Origin of the sequence: Microbacterium sp. Ag1 (assembly GCF_001005635.1) — a bacterium.
GTDB lineage: Bacteria > Actinomycetota > Actinomycetes > Actinomycetales > Microbacteriaceae > Microbacterium > Microbacterium oxydans.
Window position 1 is genome coordinate 212236 of the sequence record NZ_LBCR01000030.1, and the last position, 23288, is coordinate 235523.

Here is a 23288-nt window from a genome sequence, read left to right on the forward strand (position 1 = left end):
CCATGTCGACCCATGTGCTGAGCCTGCTGGTGGAGAACACCCCCGGCCTTCTGACTCGTGTGGCCGGCCTCTTCGCCCGCCGCGGCTTCAACATCGATTCCCTCGCCGTCGGCGTGACGGAGGTGCCTGGCATCTCCCGGATCACCGTCGTCGTCGATGTCGATGAGCTCCCGCTCGAGCAGGTCACCAAGCAGCTCAACAAGCTGATCAACGTGATCAAGATCGTCGAGCTCGACTTCGCCACGTCGGTGCAGCGCGAGCACATGCTCGTGAAGGTCCGCACCGACAACGCCACCCGCTCGAACGTGATCGAGGTCGTCAACCTCTTCCGCGCTTCCGTGGTCGACTACGCCTCCGACGCGCTCGTGATCGAGGTCACCGGCGACAAGGGCAAGGTCGATGCCATGCTCCGCGCGCTCGAGCCCTTCGGCATCAAGGAGATCGCGCAGTCCGGTCTTCTCGCCATCGGACGCGGTGGCAAGAGCATCACGGAACGCGTGCTGCGCGGTTGATGCGCCCCCTCTACCTACACGAACCACAATCAAGGAGAAACACAAAGTGAGCACCGAGATCTTCTACGACGCCGATGCAGACCTGTCCCTGATCCAGGGCAAGAAGGTTGCCATCGTCGGTTACGGCTCGCAGGGCCACGCCCATGCGCAGAACCTTCGCGACTCGGGTGTCGAGGTCGCGATCGCCCTCAAGGAGGGCTCGAAGTCGGCGGCCAAGGCCGAGGAGGCAGGCTTCCCGGTCAAGACCGTCGCCGAGGCCACCGAGTGGGCCGACGTCATCATGATCCTCGCGCCGGACCAGCACCAGCGCACGATCTACAGCGAGTCCATCGCGCCGAACCTCACGGCCGGCAAGACGCTCGCATTCGCCCACGGCTTCAACATCCGCTTCGGCTACATCGACGCTCCCGAGGGCGTCGACGTGATCCTGGTCGCCCCGAAGGCTCCGGGCCACACCGTGCGTCGTGAGTTCGTCGCGGGCCGCGGCATCCCCGACATCATCGCCGTCGAGCGCGACGCATCGGGCAAGGCCTGGGACCTGGCGCTCTCCTACGCGAAGGCCATCGGCGGCACCAGGGCCGGCGTCATCAAGACGACGTTCACCGAAGAGACCGAGACCGACCTGTTCGGCGAGCAGGCCGTGCTCTGCGGTGGTGTGAGCCACCTGGTGCAGGCCGGTTTCGAGACCCTCACCGAAGCGGGCTACCAGCCGCAGATCGCCTACTTCGAGGTGCTGCACGAGCTCAAGCTCATCGTCGACCTGATGTGGGAGGGCGGCATCGCCAAGCAGCGTTGGTCGATCTCCGACACCGCCGAGTTCGGCGACTACGTCTCGGGCCCGCGCGTCATCGACGAGCGCGTCAAGGCGAGCATGAAGGGCGTGCTGGCCGACATCCAGTCCGGCGCCTTCGCCAAGCGCTTCATCGACGACCAGGACAACGGGGCCGAGGAGTTCCTGGCGCTGCGTGCCAAGGAGGAGCAGCACCCCATCGAGGTCACCGGCAAGGAGCTGCGCTCGCTCTTCGCATGGAAGCAGCAGGACGAGGACTACATCGACGGCAGCGCCGCGCGCTGATTCGATCTTCGAACGAACGGGCGTCCCTTCGGGGGCGCCCGTTCTGCGTCGAGCAGGTCCATCCAGTCTCTAAACATCGGATGTCTGTGCCAGGATGGGAGGTATGCGACAGGAATGGTTTGACCGGGCTCGGTTCGGCATGTTCGTCCACTTCGGCCTCTACAGCACCGCCGCACGGCACGAGTGGGTGCAGAACTACGAGCGGCTCACGGACGAGGACTACCGTCAGTACTTCGAGCACTTCGATCCGGATCTCTTCGATGCCGCAGCACTCGCGCGCACGGCGAAAGCGACGGGCATGGGGTATGTCGTGCTCACCACGAAGCACCACGACGGTTTCTGCCTCTGGGATTCGAAGCTGACCGACTTCACCTCGGTCGCGAACACCGGACGTGACCTGGTGCGCGAGTACGTCGACGCGCTGCGGGCGGAAGGCCTGAAAGTCGGCCTGTACCACTCGGTCATCGACTGGCATCACCCCGACTTCACGATCGACTGGAACCACCCGCGTCGCGACGATGAGAACGCTCATGAGCTGAACGCCGGCCGCGACATGGCCGCATACCGCGCCTACCTCCACGGTCAGGTGCGCGAGCTCCTCACGGAGTACGGCAACATCGACTACCTCTTCTTCGATTTCACCTACCCGGAGGAGAAGGACGGGTGGGCAGGCAAGGGCCCCGGGGACTGGGATGCGGAGGCACTGCTCGCTCTGTGTCGGGAGCTGCAGCCGAACATGCTGGTCAACGATCGTCTGGGTATCCCCGCGGACTTCGTCACGCCAGAGCAGTATCAGCCCACCGCGCCGATCGTGCGAGACGGCGTTCCCCTCACGTGGGAGGCGTGCCAGACGCTGAACGGATCGTGGGGTTACCACCGCGACAACATGGACCAGAAGTCGTCGACGTTGCTCGTGCAGATGCTCGTCGACTCTGTCTCGATGGACGGCAACATGCTGCTGAACATCGGCCCGGACGGGCGTGGGGCGATCGCTCCGCGGGATGCGAGCACGTTGGCGGAGATCGGGGAGTGGATGCGCCTGCACCGGAACGCGGTGGTCGGCGCGGGGTACGCGGCCTTCACCCCACCGCGTGAGGGCGCCTACACGCGCAGGGGAAACCGGCTCTACCTGAGCCTCTTCAGCTGGCCCATGGGTTTCGTCCACCTCCCGGAGCTCGCGGGCAAGGTGTCGTACGTCCGGCTTCTCAACGACGGATCCTGGCTCCAGACGAGCGTGTCCGACCCCGATCGCGAGGCGGATCTCATGACACCCGCAGGCGAGGCCGAGGGGACTCTGACCGTCCACCTCCCGGTGCGTCGACCCGATGTGCTGGTCCCCGTGATCGAGCTGACCCTGATCGAGGACTGATCCGCACCGTGGCGGTGGCTCAGGCGGCCGCCACGGGGATGTCCATGCCCTCGAGCGCGAGTCGGGCCGCGCCGTGCAGGATGGCGTCGGCGCCCGTCGCCGCGGACTCGATGCGCAGTCGTTGGGTGGCGAGCGGGTGGCAGGCCTCGTAGACGCGGCTGCGGACGGCCGCGATGAACGGTTCGGATGCGCTCATGCTGCCGGTGAGGAACACGGCGTGCGGATTGAAGAAGTTCACGACCCCGGAGAGTGCCTGGCCCAGGTGGGTGCCGGCGGTTCGGACCAGAGTCGTGGCGAGGGGATCGGCGTCGCGCGCCAGGCTCAGCACGTCGGTCGTCGTGCGCACGGCGTCGTTCCCGCGCTCGCGCATCTGTCGCACCAGACTCGCCCCGCTCGCCACGGTTTCCAGGCATCCGGTGTTTCCGCAGGAGCAGGGGATGTCGCCGCTGCCGTCGATGCGCGTGTGGGTGATGTCGCCCGCGGCCGACGTGGCGCCGCGGTGCACGTGCCCGTCCACGATGATGCCGCTGCCGATGGCGGTTCCCGCCTTCACCGTGATGCTGTGACCGGTGTGGCCGAAACGCTCACGGTGCTCGCCGAGCGCGGCGAGGTTCGCGTCGTTGTCGACGGCGACAGGGACCCCGTAGCGCGCGGAGAGGTGCTCGCCGACGCGGAACCCCGGCCATCCGGGCATCCGCGAGGGTTGGTCGACGGATCCCGTGGAGATGTCGACCGGACCGGGGAGGCTGATCCCGATCGCATGGATCCTCCCCGAGGACAGGAGACGGTCGAACACGACCGCCAGGCGATCCAGGGTGGCCTGCGGTCCCTCGGTGACATCGACGGCGATGGATTCACTGTCCAGGAGGGCACCACTGAGGGAGTGCCTGCCGATGCGGGCGTGTCCGCCGCCGAGGTCAGCGGACAGGACGAAGCCGTCCGCCGCGATCTGAAGGACACGTGGGCGCCGCCCTCCGCGTGACGTGCCGTCTCCGGCTTCTCTGAGCATGCCGGCATCCAGCAGGGACTGCACGCGGAGACCGACCGTCGATGCGGCCACGCCGAGCGAGGCGGCGAGCTCGGAGCGCGATCGCGCCTCACCGCGGGCGACGAGGTCGAGGATGCGTCGCGTGTGCGGATCGTCGACGGCGGTGTCAGCGGAGTTCGTCATGAGAGCACTTTCCTGTCGGAGCATCGTCAGCGTAGCGGGGGTTCGTCGTGTTTCCCGGGAGTTACGAATTATCAAGCTCCGATAAACATCGGATGTTCGGCTTGCGGCCACTTGCGAAGTATGAAACGGTAACTTCATACGAAATCCTACTAGGTTACTTCGACCCGCGAATTAACCGGTTCCCTTTCCAGGAGGCATTCAATGAAGAAGTTGCGTGTAGGGGCTGTGGTCGCCGTCGCCGGCGTCGCGGTCGCGATGACCGGCTGCGCGAGCGGCAGCGGCACGGGTGGTTCGGCAGACGGCGACACCATCGTGGTGGACATGTGGGCCGGGAGCGAGTCGGACGTGGACGCCCTCGAGGCGCAGGTCGCGTTCGCGCAGGAGCAGAACCCCGACATCAAGATCAAGCTGCAGACGTCGCCGTGGAGCGACTTCTTCACGAAGCTGACCACCAACATGGCCAGCGGCAACATGGCGTGCGTCACGGGCATGAGCGGCGCGCAGCTGGGAGGCTACACCGGCGGCTTCCGCGAGCTGAGCGATGCCGACCTGAAGACGGCGGGAATCGACTGGGCCGACTTCAATCCGAGCGCCGACGGGATCCTCAGCTTCGAGGGCAAGACGTACGGCGTGCCGTTCGACGTCGCCACCATGCTCGTCTACTACAACCAGGACATGCTGACCGCCGCCGGCGCCGCAACCCCTGAGATCGGGTGGACGTTCGACGACTTCGACAAGATCGCCGCCGACGCCACCAAGGACGGCAAGTACGGCTTCGGCATGGGTATGGGCGGCTACCAGTGGATGTCGATGCCGATCGCCTACTCCGCCACGCAGCCGGCCTCCGAGGACGGCACGTTGCACATCGATGAGAAGGCCTTCGTCGACGCGTCGACCTGGTACGCCGAGCTCGTGACCGAGAAGAAGGTCGCCGCACCCGTGGCCTCCGCTTCCGACACGGGGTGGGGAGAGAACCAGTACACCGGCGCCAACGCGGCCATGGCCGTCGACGGCACCTGGAACGCGGTGAGCTACCTCGACAACGAGTCGGGCTTCGCCGCCGGCATGGTCCCGCTGCCCGCCGGAGTCGACGGCAACCCCGGTCCGATCCTCGGCTCGGGCTACGGCATCTCGGCCAACTGCAAGAATCCCGAGGCCGCGCTCAAGGTCATGGGCTCGCTGCTCGGCGAGGACGCGCAGGACTACATCGCGTCGTCCGGCCGCTCCTACCCGGCACGCACGTCGTCGCAGCCGCTGTACTTCGAGTCGATCGACGAGAAGTACCGCGACCAGGTGAAGTCCGTCTTCGAGGCTGCGTTCGGTGACACCGTCCCCCTCTACATGACGAAGAACTGGCAGAAGCTCGACAGCTACATCCAGCCCAACCTCGTCAGCGTCTACAACGGCCAGATGACGATGGAAGAGCTGCTGTCGAACGCGCAGGCGCAGTTCGGCGAGTGATCGGGCCTCGGCCACCACAGCAGCAATGCAGTAACAGAGGAAGAAACTGAGATGACGATCACGACGAGACGTCGACGATCGCTCGCCAAGGTGGAGGCCGGTCAGGCGCTGGGATTCGCAAGCCCAGCCCTGATCGGGCTCGCCCTGTTCACGATCGTGCCCGTCGGGCTGTCGATCGTGATGAGCGTCTTCGACTGGCCGACCTTCGGCGAGCGGACCTTCAACGGCGTGGACAACTACGTCAAGCTGTTCACCAGCAGCCCCGACTTCTGGCCGGCGCTGCGCAACTCGGCGGTGTACACCCTGCTGTACGTGCCGTTGAGCGTCGCTCTCTCGCTCGTGCTCGCTCTCGGTCTGAACTCCCGGATCCGCGGTCGCGGCGCACTGAGGGTGCTGTTCTTCATCCCCGTCGTCACGCCGATGGTCGCCAACGTGCTGGTCTGGAAGATGATGCTCCAGCCGCAGGGACTCTTCAACGGCCTCTCGCAGACCTGGTTCGGCATCGAGCTGCCCAACTTCCTCGCCGATCCGTCGTGGGCCATGATCATGGTCGTCGTCATGAGCGTCTGGCAGGGACTCGGCTACAACATGCTGATCTTCTCGGCCGCCCTCGAGCAGCTCCCCGAGAGCGTGCTGGAGGCGGCGAGCATCGACGGCGCACAGGGGATCCGGCGGGTGTGGAGCATCATCGTCCCGATGATCTCGCCATCGATCTTCTTCGCCACCATCATGACGATGATCACGTCGCTGCAGGTGTTCGTGCAGCCGCAGATGCTCACCGGCGGCGGTCCGGGCAATGCCACGAAGCCGCTCGTCATGTACATCTGGGAGCAGGGATTCACCTTCGGCGATCTCGGCCTCGCCGCTGCAGCCGCGTGGATCCTGTTCGCGATCATCATCGCGATCACCGGGCTCCAGTTCGCCGCACAGAAGAAGTGGGTGCACTATGAGCACTGAGACCCTCGTCCGGCCCGCCGGACGCACCGGCCGCGCCGACCGCGAACGCGAGCGCGCACGCGGTGCGGCGACGACCCCCGGCGCCCGCGCCCGTCTGATCCTCGCGCACGTCGCGATCTACGTGGCTGCGCTGATCTTCATCTCGCCGTTGATCTACGCGTTCTTCTCGGCTCTCAAGCCGAACGCGGAGATGTTCTCGATGCCACCGACCCTGGTGGGCTCCGAACTGCGGTGGAGCAACTTCGTCGACGTGTTCGCCTACGGGCCGTTCCTGACGTACATCATGAACTCCTTCATCGTCGCGATCGGCGGAACGCTCGTCGTGCTGATCGTCTCGACCACAGCCGGATACGCCTTCGGGCGCCTGCGGTGGAAGGGCCGGGACGCGGTGTTCGTGCTGTTCCTGGCCACCCTGATGGTTCCCGCCGAGGTGCTCGTCATCCCCATGTTCCAGGTCATGCAGTGGTTCAACTGGGTCGACACATACCAGGCGCTCATCCTTCCCTTCGCGTTCGGCGCCTTCGGCACGTTCCTGATGCGGCAGTTCTTCCGCGGCATCCCCTACGAGCTGGAGGAGGCGGCCCGTGTCGACGGCGCAGGCCCCGTGAGATCGTTCCTGCAGATCATCCTTCCGCTGTCGAAGTCGGCGGTGGCGGTGCTCGCGGTGTTCACGTTCCTCTCGTTCTGGAACAGCTACCTGTGGCCGCTGATCGTGACGGTCGACTACAACGCGCACGGCACGCTTCCGGTCGGCCTCGCGAGCTTCGCCGGGCTCACCGGCACGCGGTGGGACCTGCAGATGGCAGCCGCGATCATCTCGATGGTGCCGACCACGATCCTCGTGATCGTGCTGCAGAAGCACCTCGTCAAGGGGATCGCGATGGCCGGGCTGGGTGGTCGCTGAACATGATCAGTCAGGAACAGGGGACCAGCACGCTCATCGGTGGCGCAGCCGGACCCGGTGCGGCTCTCGTCGGGATCGACATCGGCGGCACCAAGATCGCCGCCCTTCTGGTGAACGGTGACGGTGCCGTGCTCGGCCGGGGCAGCGTCGGCGCACCGGCCGCGCTCGGCGGTGCAGCGATGGCGGATGCGGCAGCGACCCTCGCCATGTCGCTGGCAGCGGAAGCGGGAGTATCGCTGGCCGCAGCCGGAGTGGGGGCGGCCGGAGTCATCGACCACGAGACGGGCACGATCCGTGCGGCGTCGGCGACCTTCGTCGGCTGGACGGGGTTCGCCCTCGGGCATGAACTGGAGTCACGCCTCGGCGTCCCCGTGCGGGTAGAGAACGACGTGAACGCCTTCCTGCTCGGTGAGGCCGCGGCGGAAGGGCGCACGGATCGGGACGTGCTCGGTGTCATGCTCGGCACGGGGGTGGGCGGCGCCGTCCTCATCGACGGCGAACTTCACCACGGACCGCACGGTGCCGCCGGTGAGATCGGACACACACCCGGGTACAGCGACCTCGTCTGCACCTGCGGCCAGATCGGGCATCTCGAGACGCTGGCCTCCGGCACTTCCATCGCGCTGCGCTACCAGGAGAGCACGGGCGCCTCGGTGCGCGACGCTCGCGAGGTCGCCGACCGTGCGCGCCGCGGCGACACGGAGGGGATTGCGGCGTTCGACGCTGCGGGTCGGGCGCTCGCCCTCGCCTGCGCGACCGCGGCCACGATCCTCGACCTGCCCTGCGCGATCGTCGGGGGCGGGGTCACGGCCGCATGGGACCTCCTCGCGCCGGCCATCGCGCGCACGCTCGCCACCGACTCGCCGGTGTCGGGTATCCCGCTGCGCATCATTCCGGCCGTCCTCGGTTCCGACGCGGTCGCTCTCGGTGCGATCGAGACGGCCCGCCGTGCGCTCGTGCCGGCAGGCGCACGCTGAGAGACGACCCCACGCACGACCCTCGCACCACAAGGAGCACCTCACGTGACCGCACGTCCTGAAGCCCACGAGATCTGGATGGGCCCGCTTCCCACCGTCGCCGACGGCGGTCTCGCCCTGCCACGCATCGGCATCGCCGGGATCTCCATCGAGTCGAGCACCTTCTCGCCTCACATCTCCGGTGACGAGGCGTTCACGGTTCGTACCGGCCCAACGTTGCGGGGGTATTACCCGTTCCTGGACGATGGACGCGAACTCGCCTCCGCCGCGGACTGGGTGCCGCTGACCCACGGACGCTCTCTTCCTGGCGGAGCCGTCGCGCCGGAGACCTATCGCCGGATGAAGGATGCGATCGTCGCCGGCATCCGGGAGCACGGTCCCTTCGACGGGTTCTTCTTCGACATCCACGGCGCCATGAGCGTGGTCGGCATGGACGACGCCGAGGGCGATCTCGCGCTCGCGGTGCGCGCCGCCCTCGGTCCCGACACGCTGGTCTCGACCTCGATGGATCTGCACGGCAACGTCTCGGAGGTGCTGCGTGACGCGGTAGACCTGCTGACGTGTTACCGCATGGCGCCGCACGAGGATTGGATGAACACCAAGGAGCGTGCGGTGTGGAACCTGCTCGCCCGGCTGAGGGGACCGCACGGCTCCGACCCACTGCGGCGGCGCCCCTTCTCCGCCTGGGTACCCGTGCCCGTGCTGCTGCCGGGGGAGAAGACCAGCACGCGGCTGGAGCCGGCGCGCAGCATCTACGCCCAGCTGCCCGAGATCGAAGCCCTCACCGGGGTGGTCGACGCCTCCGTCTGGATCGGCTACGCCTGGGCTGACGAGCCGCGGTGCCAGGCCTACGTGGTCGTCACCGGGGACGACGAGCAGGTGATCGCACGGGAAGCCGAGCGTGTCGCGCGGATGTTCTGGGACGCGCGCGAGGACTTCGTCTTCGTGGCCGAGACCGGCTCGCTCGATGACGCCCTCGACAAGGCCCTCGCTCCGGGAGCACCGCGGCCGTACCTGATCTCGGACTCGGGGGACAACCCGACGGCCGGTGGCGCCGGCGACGTGACCTGGACGCTCGGGCACCTGCTGGGACGCGCCGAGCTCACCGACTCCAGCCGCACCACACTGGTGGCCTCGATCTTCGACCGCGAAGCCGTCGCACGGGCTGTCGCGGCCGGCGTCGGAGCCACGGTGTCGCTCGATGCCGGAGCCCGGGTGGATTCGGGTCCACACGGACCTGTCACGATCACCGGGACCGTGTTCTCCATCAGCGACGGCGACCCGGATGCGGGTACGCAAGTCGTCATCGCCGTGGGCGGTCTGCACGCGATCATCACCGAGCGCCGCAAGCCTTTCCACCACCTCTCTGACTTCCGGATGCTGGGCCTCGAGCCCACCACCGCGGACATCGTCGTCGTGAAGATCGGCTATCTCGAACCCGAGCTCTACGAACTCGCCGCGGGGTGGACTCTCGCGCTGACCCCTGGTGGCGTCGACCAGGACCTGCTGCGGCTGGGCCACCACCGTCTGCAGCCGGGTGTCTACCCGTTCGACGCCGACGGCGATCCGGACCTGACCGCCACCGTCGTCCGCCGCGGAACCGCAGAGGAGCAGAACGCATGATGAACTTCGAGAAGCGGACAGGACCCGACTTCGGCGCTGACGCCCCGGTGTACCCGACTCAGGGTGTGCCCGACTGGTATCGGGACGCGAAGCTCGGGTTCTTCGTCCACTGGGGGCTGTACTCGGTGCCGGCGTGGGCGGTGCAGCACGGCGATGGCGTGAACATCCCGACCGAGGATGCGTACGCCTGGCATCAGTACGCCGAGTGGTACGGCAACACGGTGCGGATCGCGGGCAGCCCCACCTGGGAGCGCCACCAGCAGTTGTTCGGCCCCGGCACCTCGTACGAGGACCTGGCCGATCGGTGGGACGCCTCGGCGTTCGATGCGGATGCCTTCGTGGGCGAGTTGGTCGGTGCCGGGGCCAAGTACATCGTCCCCACGACCAAGCACCACGAGGGTTTCTGCCTCTGGGACACGGCGACCACCGGTTTCAACGCGGTCGCTCGTGGTCCGCGCCGCGACCTGATCTCCGAGTTCCACGACGCCACCCGTCGCGCGGGGGCGAAGTTCGGGGTGTACTACTCCGGTGCGCTCGACTGGCACGTGAGCGACTTCCCGCCGATCGAGTCCGACACCGATCTGTTCCGCTTCCGTCGCAACGATGCGCACTTCGCCCGCTACTCGGCTGCCCAGCTCGAAGAGCTCGTGTCCCGCTTCTCGCCGGACGTCCTGTGGAACGACATCGAGTGGCCCGACGGTGGCAAGGGGCACGACGAGTATGCGGTCGCCGCCCTCCTGCAGCGGTACTTCGACGCGGTGCCCGACGGTGTCGTCAACGACCGTTGGGGTGTCCCGTACCACGGCTTCCTCACACGCGAATACACGGACATCCCCGAGATCATCCCGGATACGTGGGAGTCGACGCGTGGACTCGGCTACTCCTTCGGCTTCAATCAGGCAGAGGACGAACGCCACTCGCTGTCCGGCGCGGCGCTGATCCGTCTGCTCGTCGACGTCGTGGCGAAGAACGGCAACCTGCTGATCAACGTCGGCCCCGCAGCGGACGGCTCCATCCCCGAGCTCCAGCGTCGTGCGATGCGCGAGCTGGGTGCATGGCTGCAGACGAACGGCGACACGGTCTACGGCACGCGCCCGTGGATCCGGATGGGGGAGCGCAGCGGTGCCCCGCGTCGCTACACCACCACCGGGTCGACCGTGCACGTGCATGCTCTCGACCCGAGCATCGGGACGCTCGATCTGCCGGACGAGCTCGTGCAGTCCGACCTGCGGTGGACCGACGGCAGTGCGGTCGAGAAGGCCGACGGTGATCGTGCGGTCGTGGTGATCCCCGCGCGTCTGCGTGGAGAGGCCGTCGCGGTGCTGTCCGCAGGCTGAGACGGACGGTTCGCGACGAGACGAGGGCCCCTCCGACGGCGTCGGAAGGGCCCTCGGCGTCTTCGCACGGAGTCAGCCCCGCGTGAGCTCCTCGAGCACCTCGATCACGTGACGGTACGGCCGGCCGGTGGCGCGGGACATTCCGATCTCGCAGGTGCGGTTCGCCGAGACGAAGGCGTCGAAGCCGCCCTGGGCGCGCTCGGCCGCTGCGATCTCCGCGGACTCCTGTGCCGTCGCGCTGGCGGTGAGCTCCGGATGCAGCATGCCGCGGTCGCCCGCGAATGCGCAGCAGCCCCACCCCTCGGGAACGAACACGTCATCCGCGACGGCGGCGGCGATCGCGGTCAACGCTCCCGTCGCTCCGAGCGCCGTCGTGGAGCATGTCGGATGCACGGCGACGGTGGGCAGCTTCGCGGGCACGGTCAGCTTCGGCAGTACTTCGCGTGCCACGAAGGTGGTCGCATCCTCGATCCGCAGCCCGGCGTATCGAGGGCTCTTCGCGACGGCCTGTGCGAGCATGACGTCCAGGCCCTCGGTGCAGGAGGCCGCGTCGCACACCACGGGAAGCTCGCCCGCGCGACTGGCCTCCCACAGCGAATCGAGCACCCGGTCCGACATCAGGGCATAGCCGTGGAGATGCCCCTTCGACTTCCAGGGTGTCCCGCAGCAGAGGCCGCCGTTCTCCTCCGGGATCACGACGGGGATACCCGCGCGGTCCAGGAGCGCTCGCAGCGCATTCCGTGACCCCTCGCCGTCGCCCTCCGCGCCGAACATGGTGCCGATGCACGCGCCGAAGAAGACGGCCTGCGCATCGGTCGGCGCCTCCGGACGCGGTGGCTTCGAGCCGCCGTGGGGGAGTCCTCCGTCGTACAGCGGTACGGTGTCGGCCCCCAGCACCGCGCGGCCGAGGTGCGTGACCCCGCGCACCAGGGGGGCGGGGAGGGCGTCCGCGACGGTGAGCGCGACGCCGCCGGCGCGGGTGACCGTACCCCAGTGCTTGGCCGCCGTGCCCCACACGGCCCCCTCGATCGCGTTCGACTGCTCCGCGCGAAGTCGACGCACCAGGTCGCCCGTGTTGATGTCGACCGGGCAGGCCACACCGCACATGCCGTCGACCGCGCAGGTCTGCACGCCGTCGTAGTCGTAGTCCTTCTGCAGATCGCGCAGCAGCTCGGTGTCGCCTTGTTCCTCGGCCCACGCCATATCGCGACGGATCACGATGCGCTGTCGAGGCGTGAGCGTGATGCTCTTGCTGGGACAGGTCGGCTCGCAGTACCCGCACTCGACGCAGCGGTCGACTTCCTTCTCCACCGTCGGCACCCGTTTGAGGTCGTGCAGGTAGGAGTCGGGGTCGTCGGAGAGCACAACGCCCGGGTTCAGGATGCCGTGCGGGTCGAGGAGGTTCTTGATCTCCCACATCATGTCGGTGAGCTGGTCGCCGTACTGTCGGCGGACGAACGGCGCCATGATCCGACCGGTGCCGTGCTCCGCCTTCAGCGACCCCTGCTGCGAGAGCACGAGCTCGACGAGGTCGTCGGTGAAGCGCCGATAGCGCGCGACGCTTTCCGCATCGTCGAACCGCTCGTTGAGGAGGAAGTGGATGTTGCCGTCCTTGGCGTGTCCGAAGATGACCGAGCCCTCGTAGCCGTGCTCGGAGAAGAGCTCGATGAGGCGCTCGCAGGTGTGGAGGAGACGCGGCACCGGGACCACGATGTCCTCCAGCAGGGCGGTCGTTCCGGACGGTCGGGCGCCCGCGACCGCCGTGTAGAGCCCCTTGCGAACGTGCCACAGCGCGGCGCGTTCGGCCGCATCCGTGGTGAGGCGCGGGGCGACGGCGAGCGGGAGGGCTTCGAAGTGCGTCTGGGCGGCGGAGCTCGACGCGACGAGGGTGTCTGCGTCCTGAGCATGGACTTCGACCAGCAGAGCGGCGTGTCCCTGCACCTCGATCTCGGCGATGGCGTCCGGCACGTCGCTCAACCCCTGCGCGACTCGCAGCGAGGCGGCGTCCATCAGCTCGATCGTGGCGAGACCGAGTCGCGTGAGATCAGGCAGAGCCGTCATCGCGGCGGACAGCGTGTCGAAGACCAGGAGGCCGGTCGCGATCGAGGGGAGCACCTCGATCGTGCGGAAGCGGGCTTCCGCCACGAAGGCGAGCGTGCCCTCGGAGCCGATGACGAGATGCTCCAGGATGCGCACCGGATCATCGAAGTCGAGCAGTGCATTGAGCCCGTAGCCCATCGTGTTCTTCATCGAGAACTGCTGACGGAGGAAGGCGACGTGCTCGGGGGATGCCAGCAGACGCTCCCGCAGGGAGAGCAGGCCCTCGGCGATGGCGGGTTCCGCCGCGCGGAGCATCTCGTTCGCATCCGGGTGGCCGGTGTCGAGGATCGTGCCGCTGGGAAGCACGATCGTCATCGACTCGATCGTCCGGTACGAGTTCTCGGTGATACCGCACGCCATGCCGCTGGAGTTGTTGGCGACGACGCCGCCGATCGTGCACGCGATCTCACTCGCCGGATCGGGGCCGAGCTTGCGGCGGTACCTCGCGAGCCTGGTGTTCACCTGGCGCACCGTCGCACCCGGACCCACCCGGACCGCAGCGCCGTCGTCCTCGACACGGATGTCGCGGAAGCCGCTGCGCGTGTCCACCAGGATGTCTCCGCTGACGCTCTGACCGGACAGGCTGGTGCCTCCGGAGCGGAACGTCATCGTGCGACCGGCAGCTCTGACCGCTCCGAAGGCACGAGCGACACCCTCCGCGTCAGCGGGGGAGAGGACGGCATCGGGGATCAGCAGGTAGTGGGACGCGTCGTGCGCGCGGGCGAAACGGTCGATCGAGCGTGCGTGCACCTGTGTCGTCGGCCCCAGCAGGGCAGGATCCAGCGGCTCGGCGAGGGTGGTCTTCACGGTGCTCCTCTGCTCCGTCATGAGATTGTCAGACAAGTGTACCGACTGCTCGGCTCTTCGATAGGCTGACCGGATGAGCACCACCTCGGAAGCGCCGCTCGGAGTCGTCGGCGTCGTCGATGCCGTGACAGCGCAGCTGCGCGGTCACATCCTGAGCGGTGCGATCCGCTCCGGCTCCCCGATCACCGAGGCCGCGGTGTCGCAGAGCTTCGGAGTCGCACGTCCGAGCGCGAAGGCGGCGATCGAGCAGCTCGTCGCCAGTGGCCTGCTCGTGCGCACAGCGCACCGGAGCGCGCGCGTCGTCGACATCGACTCCGTGACCGTGCGCGACGTGTATCGCACCAGAACCCGCCTGGAGAGTGCGGCGCTTCGCGAACTCGCCGCGTCGAAGAGCGTTCCTGCCGCGGCCCTCGCGGCGAACGCGGAGATCATGGCGATGCCCGGCGGACCCGACCCTGCGACCGTCGCTCCCGACCTGCGCTTCCACACGGCCCTCATCGACGCGCTCGACAGCGAGCGCACCGGCCGTATGTACCGCAGCGTCCTCGACGAGGTCCGGCTGTGCATGGCGCAGGTGCAGGGCCGCCGTCTGCTCGATGCCGCGGACATCGCCGCGCAGCACGCCGACATCCTCGATGCCGTGGCGTCAGGAGACGGGGAGCGGGCGGCCGCCCTCCTCGAAGCCCATCTGTCGTCAGCGGAGGATCGGCTCGTGGAAGCGCTCGACGCGGACTAGCGTCGAGCCGGCGTCACGGCGCCGGTGCCTCCTCGACCACGATGGGTGCCTCTGCGGGGTCGGCCCAGACCGGTGCGGGGAGGACCGTGTCGACCTGGCCCGCCTGGATCGCCCGCAGAGCCTCGGTGATCTCCTCATCGTTCTCCGGCACCGGGAGACCGCAGGCTCGCAGCTCGGAGCCGAACTGCAGGGTGAGGCGGATCTTCCCGGCCTCGACGGCCTGTGCGGTCGTGCCGGTGCGGATCTCGCTCCCCGTCTGGATCGCGGGCACCTCGTCGCAGACGTGGTAGACCTTGCCGCCGTCGACCCAGACGACCTCGTCCTTGCCGAGGAGCTGGATCACGGCCGACTGGTCGGCCGTGTACTGCTCGACGGACGGCGGGTTGAAGTCGGCGCCGACGAACAGCGCGAGGGCGGCGAGCACGACGCCGACGATCCCGGCTGTGGCCTTCTGGCCCTTGTCCATGTCCTTGTTGAGGAAGATCAGGATGACGAGCGGGAGGAAGGCGACCACGGCGATGATGGCCCCGAGCTGGTTCTGCACGAAGAACCGTGTCTTGTCCGCTCTGCGGGCCGGGTCGAGTCGATTCGCCTTCTTCCAGAGCACGGAACCGGTGATGGACAGAGCGGCGATGACCACGAGGAGCACGAGGAGTGTGATGAACGCCCACTGTGGGAAGGTCGCCGTGACACCCTGCTCCTCCAGCAGTCCGGTGTCGCGGTTGCGCACCAGAGTGCCGTCCTCGCCGACGAAGACCCGCTGACGCAGGAGCCAGAAGATGCCGACGCCTTCGCCGATGATCGCGACCGCCCAGAGGATGCCGGCGATCCAACGGAACCGCGTGGCCTTCGCCTTGGCTTCCGGAGTCGGGACCCAGCCGGCGGGCGGCTCGGGAGTCGAGGTGGTGGATCGGGAGGTGGCGGGTGCAGAGCCTGCGGGTGTCGATCCGCTGCTGGCATCCTTCTTGTCGTTGTCGGCCACGATGCTCCCCCATAACGTCCGATGCCCGCCGTTCCGGCTCGAGGCAACCCCGATCCTAGTGGACCGCGTGTCCTACGCTGGGGACATGACTTCCGATTTCGACGACGCCCTCAGCTGGGACGGCGACGAGGCCTCGAACCCCAAGGAGCGCGCCCTACCGCGCGGCTGGAAGGCCGTCGGACGGGGGAGCGACGAGGTGGGGACGATCGAGGAAGGCGACACCACCGCCGAACAGGCGCCGGCAGTCGAGCAGGTGCCGGCAGACGAACAGGCGGCTGTCGAGGAGCAGGCGGCTGTCGAGGAGCAGGCGGGCCTGAGCACGCCGATGCTCCTGCTCGTCGGCATCGTCGGGGGCATCTATCTCCTCTACACGATCGGCTGGATCGTCGGCGGACTGCGGCTGCAGCCCCTCGCGTCATTCCTGGTCTCCGATGTGATGTTCCTCCCGTGGTTCTTCCTCGCGATCGCCGCCCCGGCCCTCTGGTTCCTCGCGAGCTGGGTGCTCACGCGGGGGAAGGCAGGCTGGATCCGCGTCGCCGTGCTGCTCGCCGGCGTCGTCCTGCTCGTTCCCTGGCCCTTCGTCACCGTGGGGGTGATCGGATCATGATGGCTTCCGCGGTCGGAACATCGACGTCGGAGGGTTCTCCCCGCTGGCTCATCGGGCTCGTCACCGGACTGGCCGGACTCTTCTACGCCTACGCCGTGTGGAACGCCGTGGCGCACCTGATCACGATGGCTCAGACGGGGCTGACCGGGGGAGGTTGGGCGACCCTGCTGTTCGGAGTCGTCTTCCCCGCGATCGTGTTCGTCTTCGCGTATGTCATCGGACGGCGTCGCACGGTGGGCGAGCTGGCCCTCGTCTTCCTCGCCGGACTCGGCGTCGTCGCCGTGTTCTGGATGAGTCTGATCGCGCTGAGCCTCACGATGCCGAGCGCCTGAGCCGCCCGTCGAGACGCGTCACACGGGACGGAGCGCTGTCGGCGCTCCGGTAGAGTTGTGGCGATCGCGCCCCCATGGTGTGCGGCGCATCGGCCCCTGCCGCGCTGCCCCGAAGGATCCACTGTGCCGAAGCCTGTCGTGCTCATCGCCGAAGTACTCTCTCCCGCCACGATCGACGCTCTCGGTCCCGACTTCGACGTCCGCAACGTCGACGGCACCGACCGCGAGGCGCTGTTCGCCGCACTCGCCGACGCCGACGCCGTGCTGGTCCGCTCGGCCACGCGCATCGACGAGGAGGCGCTGAGCCACGCGCCGAAGCTCAAGGTCGTCGCCCGCGCCGGCGTGGGCCTCGACAACGTCGACATCAAGGCGGCCACGGCTGCCGGGGTCATGGTCGTCAACGCCCCGACCTCGAACATCGTCTCGGCCGCCGAGCTCACGGTCGGCCACATCCTGAGCCTCGCCCGCCGCATCCCTGCCGCGCATGCCTCTCTCTCCGCCGGAGCGTGGAAGCGCAGCTCCTTCACCGGAGCCGAGCTCTTCGAGAAGACCGTCGGCATCGTCGGCCTCGGTCGCATCGGTGCTCTCGTCGCCGCGCGCCTCGCGGCCTTCGACATGCGTGTCGTCGCCTATGACCCCTACGTCACCTCTGCACGCGCCCAGCAGCTCGGCGTGCAGCTGCTCTCCCTCGAAGAACTCGTCGCCGAGTCGGACTTCCTGACCATCCACATGCCCAAGACCCCGGAGACGACGGGCATGATCGGCGCCGAGCAGTTCGCGGCGATGAAGCCGACCGCGTTCGTGGTGAACGTGGCCCGTGGCGGCCTCATCGACGAGGAGGCCCTGCACGCGGCGCTCGTCGCCGGGGAGATCGCGGGAGCCGGTCTCGACGTCTTCACCTCGGAGCCGCCCGCTGAGGGCGGCACGGCTCGTCCGCTGCTCGACCTCCCGAACGTGGTCGTCACGCCCCACCTCGGCGCGAGCACCGAGGAGGCGCAGGAGAAGGCAGGCGTCTCGGTCGCTCGTTCCGTGCGCCTCGCCCTCGGCGGTGACCTCGTCCCGGACGCCGTGAACGTGGCCGGCGGCGTCATCGACCCCTACGTGCGTCCCGGCATCTCGCTCGTCGAGAAGCTCGGCCAGATCTTCGCCGCGCTCGCGACGTCGCCTCTCACCAGCCTCGACGTCGAGGTGCACGGCGAGCTGAACGACTACGACGTGAGCGTGCTCAAGCTCGCCGCGCTCAAGGGCGTGTTCACCAACATCGTCAGTGAGACGGTGTCCTACGTCAACGCTCCGCTCCTCGCCGACCAGCGCGGGATCGCGGTGCGGCTGCTCAAGGACGATGTGAGCGACGAGTACCGCAACGTCATCACTCTCAGCGGTGCGCTGTCCGACGGCACTCAGCTCTCGGTGTCCGGCACGCTCACCGGTCCGAAGCAGACGGAGAAGCTCGTCGGCATCAACGACCACCGGCTCGAGCTGCCGATCGAGAAGCACCACGTCGTGATGCTCTACACCGACCGCCCCGGCATCGTCGCCGTGTACGGCCAGAAGTTCGGCGAGGCCGGCATCAACATCGCCGGAATGCAGATCGCCCGTCAGGCGGCAGGCGCCCAGGCGCTCAGTGTGCTGACGCTCGACTCGCCCGTCTCGGACGAGCTGCTCGACGACGTGCGCGGTGCCATCGACGCCGACCTGTTCCGTCAGATCGAGATCACCGAGATCTGATCGGCAGACGCAGCAGAGAGGGCGGGAGCGTGAAGCTTCCGCCCTCTCTCGTGTCTGCGGTGATCCTCAGGCGGTCGCCTTCAGAACCAGGGTGATCAGCTCCGCGAGTTCATCGCTGCGGGGCACGAGTCGCTCGGGGCCGTGCACGTCGAGCGAGTTGTTGAAGTAGAGGCCGTCGCTCACCAGCATCACCAGATCGAGGCTCGCGTTGTCGCGCACGTGCGGGCGGATCGTCTCCGCCCAGCGGCGCCTCGTGTCGCGGAGCATGTCCGCTGCGGGGATGGACCCGCCCTGGGCGAGGCGCGTCGTCGCGATCAGCACGCGATCGAGTGCGTCGTCCTCCATCACGGAGGTGCGCACGTAGTAGGCGACGGGGCCTTCCTCCGCGGCGGCCATCCGTTCGAGGTCCATGGTCGTGAGGCGATCGAGCCGTTCCACGAGGCCGGCCTCGAGCTCGTCCTTGGAGCCGAAGTGATAGAGCAGGCCGCCCTTCGACACACCGGCCGCTTTCGCCGTGGCGTCGAGCGTCGCGGCTCGTTCGCCGTCTTCGATGAGGATCGCTTCGAAGGCGTCGAGCACCTTCTCGCGGGCGAGCGGAGGTCGGGGCATCGTGGATCCTCTGCGGATTCGGGGGGCGGGACTTCTGTTACTATACCATCTGGACGGTTCACTAACCGTGCGATCAAGATCCTGAGAGGTGTTCCATGACCCGTACTGCGTCGATCCCGACGACAGAGACGGATGCTCCCCGCGTCGGAGCCCGCGGCTGGGCGGCGCTCGTCGTCCTCATGCTGCCGGTGCTGCTGGTGTCGGTGGACAACACGGTGCTGAGTTTCGCGCTCCCCGAGATCTCCATCGCGCTCGCGCCCACAGGGGCCGAGCAGCTGTGGATCATCGACGTGTACCCCCTGGTGCTCGCGGGCCTGCTCGTCACCATGGGTACCTTGGGAGACCGATTCGGGCGTCGGAAGATGCTGCTGATCGGAGCCACCGGTTTTGCGGCGGTCTCCGCCCTCGCAGCCTTCGCGCCCACGGCCGGTCTGCTGATCGCCGCTCGTGCTCTGCTCGGCTTCTTCGGGGCGATGCTCATGCCGTCGACCCTGTCCCTGCTGCGCTCGATCTTCCAGAACCGCGACCAGCGCCGCATGGCGATCGCGGTGTGGGCCTCGGCCTTCTCCGCAGGATCGGCGCTCGGACCGATCGTCGGCGGTTTCCTCCTCGAGCACTTCTCCTGGGGGTCCGTCTTCCTCATCGCGGTGCCGGTGCTGATCCCTCTGCTCGTCGCTGCGCCGTTGCTGGTGCCGGAGAGCCGCGACCCCCACCCCGGTCGCATCGACTTGATCAGCATCGTCTTGTCGATGGCCACGATGATCCCGGTGGTCTACGCGATCAAGTCGCTGGCCGTGGATGGTCCGAGTCTGAAGGCCGGTGCGTGGGCACTTCTCGGCCTGGCGATGGGTTTCCTGTTCGTGCGGCGCCAGCTGCGTGCCAAGACGCCGATGCTCGACATGGCGCTGTTCAAGCGGGGGTCGTTCTCCGGGGCGATCCTGGTCAACCTGCTCAGTGTCGTGGCTCTGGTCGGCTTCCTCTACTTCGTGTCGCAGCATCTGCAGCTCGTCCTCGGGCTGTCGCCGATGACGGCAGGTCTCGCGCTGGTGCCGGGAATGGTGGCGATGATCGTGGCCGGGCTGTCGGTCGTGCCGATCTCGCGCCGGATCCCGCCGCACATCGTGATCCCCGCCGGGCTCGCGTTCTCCGTCGCCGGCTACCTGATCGTCGCTCTCACGACGCACGAGCACGGCGTCCTGCCGCTGGTGATCGCGTTCGTGGTGCTGGGCATCGGAATCGGCGCGGCCGAGACGATCTCCAACGAGCTCATCCTGTCGAGCGCTCCTGCGGCCAAGGCAGGAGCGGCCAGCGCGGTGTCCGAGACGGCGTACGAGCTCGGAGCGGTGCTCGGAACGGCTGTGCTCGGCGGCATCATCACGGCCTTCTACCGCGGAGCGCTCGTTCTCCCTGCGGGTCTTCCCGCCGACGTGGCGCATGCAGCGGAGGAGACTCTGGCTGGCGCCTACACCGCTGCGCAGGCTCTGCCGACGCAGCTCGGCGATGCGCTGTGGCAGGCCGCGTCGGACGCGTTCGGCTCCGGCGTCACCGTCACCTCGCTCATCGGTGCCGGCCTCGTGGTCGCGGCCGGAGTGATCGCGGCCGTCACACTGCGCAAGGCACCCACGCACTGACCAGTACGCTGGGGGGACCGGCTCTCCTGCTCTCGGGCGGGAACGAGTCGGTCCACCCCCGTGCAGTGCGCAAGGAGTCTCATGTCGCGTGTCGTGAAGCTGGCCGTCATCCCGGGTGACGGCATCGGTCCCGAGGTCATCGCCGAGGCGGAGAAGGTGCTCGACGCCGTCACCGTCGACAGCGACGTGACGTTCGACAAGACCCGCTTCTCGCTCGGTGCCGGCCGGTTCCTCGAGACCGGCGACACGCTCACGGATGACGACCTCGCCGCGATCTCCGCACACGACGCGATCCTCCTGGGTGCCGTCGGTGGCACGCCGGGCGACCCGCGGCTGAAGGACGCGAACATCGAGCGCGGACTGCTGCTCAAGTTGCGGTTCACTCTCGACCACTACGTGAACCTGCGCCCCTCGAAGCTCTTCGCCGGCGCATCCGGTCCGCTGTCGAACCCGGGGGAGATCGACTTCGTCGTCGTCCGCGAGGGCACGGAGGGTCCCTACGTCGGCAACGGCGGGGCGATCCGGAAGGGGACGCCGCAGGAGGTGGCGAACGAGACCTCCGTGAACACGGCCTTCGGTGTCGAGCGGGTCGTGCGCTACGCATTCGCCCTCGCGGAGCGTCGTCGCAAGAAGCTGACCCTCGTGCACAAGACCAACGTGCTCGTGCATGCGGGCGGCATCTGGCAGCGCGTCGTGAACGAGGTCGCCTCCGAACACCCCGACGTCGCCGTCGACTACCTGCACGTCGACGCCGCCACCATCTTCCTCGTCACCGATCCCTCGCGCTTCGACGTGATCGTGACGGACAATCTCTTCGGTGACATCCTCACCGACCTCGCCGGCGCCGTCACGGGCGGCATCGGCCTCGCCGCCTCGGGGAACATCAACCCCGATGGCGCCTTCCCGTCGATGTTCGAGCCCGTGCACGGCTCGGCTCCGGACATCGCGGGTCAGCAGAAGGCCGACCCGACCGCCGCGATCCTCTCCATCGCGCTGCTGCTCGACCACCTCGGCCTGACGGCCGAGTCGGCGCGTGTGAGCGCCGCGGTCGAGGCGGACATCGCCGCCCGCAGCGGTGCCCGCACCACCGCGGAGATCGGCTCCGCGATCACTGCCCGTCTCTGAACGGCGGGCGTAGGCTGACAGGGCGCGAGGATGCGCCCACCCCACGAGGATTGGATGATGACATGACGACGATCGACGCCGAGACGAGCGTGGCTCCTCTGGAGTTCGCCGTGACGAAGAACCTGAACGCGGCCTCGCCGGCACGCGTCGCCGAAGTGTTGGAGGACCCCGGGTTCGGGGTCGTCTTCACCGACCACATGGTCGACATCTGCTGGTCGGCCAAGGGTGGATGGCACCGTCCGCGCGTGCAGCCCTACGGTCCGATCCCGCTCGACCCCGCCGCCTCCGTGCTGCACTACGCACAGGAGATCTTCGAGGGCATCAAGGCCTACCGGCACGCCGACGGCTCGATCCACACCTTCCGTCCCGACCGGAACGCCGCGCGTCTGCAGGCCAGCGCCCGCCGCCTCGCGCTGCCGGAGCTGCCGACCGAGTACTTCATCCAGTCGCTGCGGGAGCTCATCGCCGTCGACGGTCGGTGGGTGCCCTCCGGTGCCGACCAGAGCCTGTACCTGCGACCGTTCATGTTCGCCAAGGAGGCCTTCCTCGGTGTGCGGGCGGCGCAGAAGGTCGCCTACTACGTGATCGCGAGCCCCGCCGGTGCCTACTTCACCGGGGGCGTGAAGCCTGTGCGCATCTGGCTCTCCGAGGACTACGCCCGCGCGGGTCGCGGTGGCACCGGCAAAGCGAAGACGGGCGGCAACTACGCCTCCAGCCTCCTTCCCCAGGCCGAGGCCAGTGCGAAGGGCTGCGACCAGGTCGTGTTCCTCAACGAGAACCGCGACGTGGAGGAGCTCGGCGGCATGAACGTCGTGTTCGTCTTCAAGGACGGCCGGGTCGTCACGCCGGAGTCGGACAGCATCCTCGAGGGCATCACCCGCGACTCGCTGCTGCAGCTGGCCGAGGACCGCGGCTACACGGTCGAGAAGCGTCCGATCTCGATCGACGAGTGGCGCGCGGGCGTGGCCTCCGGCGACATCGTCGAGGTGTTCGCCTGTGGCACGGCCGCGGTCGTGACCCCGATCGGCGCGCTCGTGGGCGAAGGCTTCGACGAGCCCCAGCCGCTGGGTGAGCTGGCGCTGTCCCTCCGCGAAGAACTCACCGACATCCAGTACGGGCGCCGCGAGGACAAGCACGGCTGGCTCCTCCGCCTCGACGCCTGAGTTTCCTGCTGCCGAGGCCCACGTCCCCCGCCGACACCCATGCTGTCGTCCGCCCGGGGCCGTGGGTCTCGTCGCGAGCAGG

General features: G+C 68.1%; 20 protein-coding genes. 16 read left to right on the forward strand and 4 right to left on the reverse strand.

The window, feature by feature from the left end; all coding sequences use genetic code 11:
• The first annotated feature begins 2 nt into the window (after positions 1–2).
• The 3 genes from ilvN (at position 3) to AAY78_RS11345 (ending at position 2956) form a co-directional block, all read left to right on the forward strand.
• Positions 3–512 carry an acetolactate synthase small subunit gene (gene ilvN, locus AAY78_RS11335; protein ID WP_017830816.1) on the forward strand — a complete coding sequence of 170 codons (510 nt, stop codon included), beginning with the start codon at positions 3–5 and terminating at the stop codon, positions 510–512.
• 46 nt (positions 513–558) lie between these two features.
• Entirely contained in the window at positions 559–1587 is a 1029-nt protein-coding gene (gene ilvC, locus AAY78_RS11340) for a ketol-acid reductoisomerase (RefSeq protein WP_046748400.1), read from the forward strand.
• A 94-nt stretch (positions 1588–1681) separates the two neighbouring features.
• Positions 1682–2956 (forward strand): alpha-L-fucosidase, encoded by a 1275-nt coding sequence (locus tag AAY78_RS11345; protein WP_442922343.1) that lies wholly within the window; start codon positions 1682–1684, stop codon positions 2954–2956.
• A 19-nt stretch (positions 2957–2975) separates the two neighbouring features.
• On the opposite strand, the gene AAY78_RS11350 is transcribed toward AAY78_RS11345, so the two are convergent.
• Positions 2976–4127, reverse strand: coding sequence for an ROK family transcriptional regulator (locus AAY78_RS11350; protein ID WP_046748402.1), 1152 nt, complete (start codon positions 4125–4127; stop codon positions 2976–2978).
• Between the two features lie 201 nt (positions 4128–4328).
• Here AAY78_RS11350 and AAY78_RS11355 point away from each other — a divergent pair, with 201 nt between their 5' ends.
• The 6 genes from AAY78_RS11355 (at position 4329) to AAY78_RS11380 (ending at position 11386) form a co-directional block, all read left to right on the forward strand.
• Entirely contained in the window at positions 4329–5588 is a 1260-nt protein-coding gene (locus AAY78_RS11355; protein ID WP_218867345.1) for an ABC transporter substrate-binding protein, read from the forward strand.
• A 51-nt stretch (positions 5589–5639) separates the two neighbouring features.
• Positions 5640–6545: a carbohydrate ABC transporter permease gene (locus AAY78_RS11360; protein ID WP_045265140.1), complete on the forward strand. Its 906-nt coding sequence runs from the start codon at positions 5640–5642 to the stop codon at positions 6543–6545.
• Positions 6535–7449, forward strand: coding sequence for a carbohydrate ABC transporter permease (locus tag AAY78_RS11365; protein ID WP_046748404.1), 915 nt, complete (start codon positions 6535–6537; stop codon positions 7447–7449). Before AAY78_RS11360 ends, AAY78_RS11365 begins: the two co-directional genes overlap by 11 nt.
• A gap of 2 nt (positions 7450–7451) precedes the next feature.
• Entirely contained in the window at positions 7452–8426 is a 975-nt protein-coding gene (locus tag AAY78_RS11370) for an ROK family protein (RefSeq protein ID WP_082108659.1), read from the forward strand.
• Positions 8427–8504: 78 nt separating this feature from the next.
• Positions 8505–10049, forward strand: coding sequence for a M81 family metallopeptidase (locus AAY78_RS11375; protein ID WP_331454581.1), 1545 nt, complete (start codon positions 8505–8507; stop codon positions 10047–10049).
• Positions 10046–11386, forward strand: coding sequence for an alpha-L-fucosidase (locus tag AAY78_RS11380; protein WP_046748406.1), 1341 nt, complete (start codon positions 10046–10048; stop codon positions 11384–11386). Before AAY78_RS11375 ends, AAY78_RS11380 begins: the two co-directional genes overlap by 4 nt.
• A gap of 72 nt (positions 11387–11458) precedes the next feature.
• Here AAY78_RS11380 and AAY78_RS11385 read toward each other — a convergent pair whose 3' ends face one another.
• On the reverse strand, positions 11459–14314 hold the full coding sequence (locus AAY78_RS11385) for an FAD-binding and (Fe-S)-binding domain-containing protein (RefSeq protein WP_046748407.1): 2856 nt from the start codon (positions 14312–14314) through the stop codon (positions 11459–11461).
• 52 nt (positions 14315–14366) lie between these two features.
• Here AAY78_RS11385 and AAY78_RS11390 point away from each other — a divergent pair, with 52 nt between their 5' ends.
• Positions 14367–15029, forward strand: coding sequence for a GntR family transcriptional regulator (locus tag AAY78_RS11390; RefSeq protein ID WP_046748408.1), 663 nt, complete (start codon positions 14367–14369; stop codon positions 15027–15029).
• Between the two features lie 13 nt (positions 15030–15042).
• On the opposite strand, the gene AAY78_RS11395 is transcribed toward AAY78_RS11390, so the two are convergent.
• Positions 15043–16011, reverse strand: a complete 969-nt coding sequence (locus AAY78_RS11395) for a hypothetical protein (protein WP_046748409.1) — start codon at positions 16009–16011, stop codon at positions 15043–15045.
• A gap of 85 nt (positions 16012–16096) precedes the next feature.
• Between AAY78_RS11395 and AAY78_RS11400 the strand changes: the two genes are divergently transcribed.
• From AAY78_RS11400 to serA, 3 genes are all read left to right on the forward strand, one after another.
• Complete coding sequence (locus AAY78_RS11400; RefSeq protein WP_046748486.1) at positions 16097–16618, forward strand: hypothetical protein; 522 nt, start codon at positions 16097–16099, stop codon at positions 16616–16618.
• Positions 16615–16950: a hypothetical protein gene (locus AAY78_RS11405; RefSeq protein WP_046748410.1), complete on the forward strand. Its 336-nt coding sequence runs from the start codon at positions 16615–16617 to the stop codon at positions 16948–16950. Before AAY78_RS11400 ends, AAY78_RS11405 begins: the two co-directional genes overlap by 4 nt.
• A 123-nt stretch (positions 16951–17073) precedes the next feature.
• Positions 17074–18678 carry a phosphoglycerate dehydrogenase gene (serA, locus tag AAY78_RS11410; protein WP_046748411.1) on the forward strand — a complete coding sequence of 535 codons (1605 nt, stop codon included), beginning with the start codon at positions 17074–17076 and terminating at the stop codon, positions 18676–18678.
• Between the two features lie 66 nt (positions 18679–18744).
• On the opposite strand, the gene AAY78_RS11415 is transcribed toward serA, so the two are convergent.
• Positions 18745–19287 carry a TetR/AcrR family transcriptional regulator gene (locus tag AAY78_RS11415; RefSeq protein ID WP_046748412.1) on the reverse strand — a complete coding sequence of 181 codons (543 nt, stop codon included), beginning with the start codon at positions 19285–19287 and terminating at the stop codon, positions 18745–18747.
• Between the two features lie 95 nt (positions 19288–19382).
• Between AAY78_RS11415 and AAY78_RS11420 the strand changes: the two genes are divergently transcribed.
• From AAY78_RS11420 to AAY78_RS11430, 3 genes are all read left to right on the forward strand, one after another.
• Positions 19383–20918: an MFS transporter gene (locus tag AAY78_RS11420; RefSeq protein ID WP_046748413.1), complete on the forward strand. Its 1536-nt coding sequence runs from the start codon at positions 19383–19385 to the stop codon at positions 20916–20918.
• A gap of 81 nt (positions 20919–20999) precedes the next feature.
• Complete coding sequence (locus AAY78_RS11425) at positions 21000–22043, forward strand: 3-isopropylmalate dehydrogenase (protein WP_046748414.1); 1044 nt, start codon at positions 21000–21002, stop codon at positions 22041–22043.
• A 62-nt stretch (positions 22044–22105) separates the two neighbouring features.
• Complete coding sequence (locus AAY78_RS11430) at positions 22106–23206, forward strand: branched-chain amino acid aminotransferase (RefSeq protein ID WP_046748415.1); 1101 nt, start codon at positions 22106–22108, stop codon at positions 23204–23206.
• Positions 23207–23288: the final 82 nt, after the last annotated feature.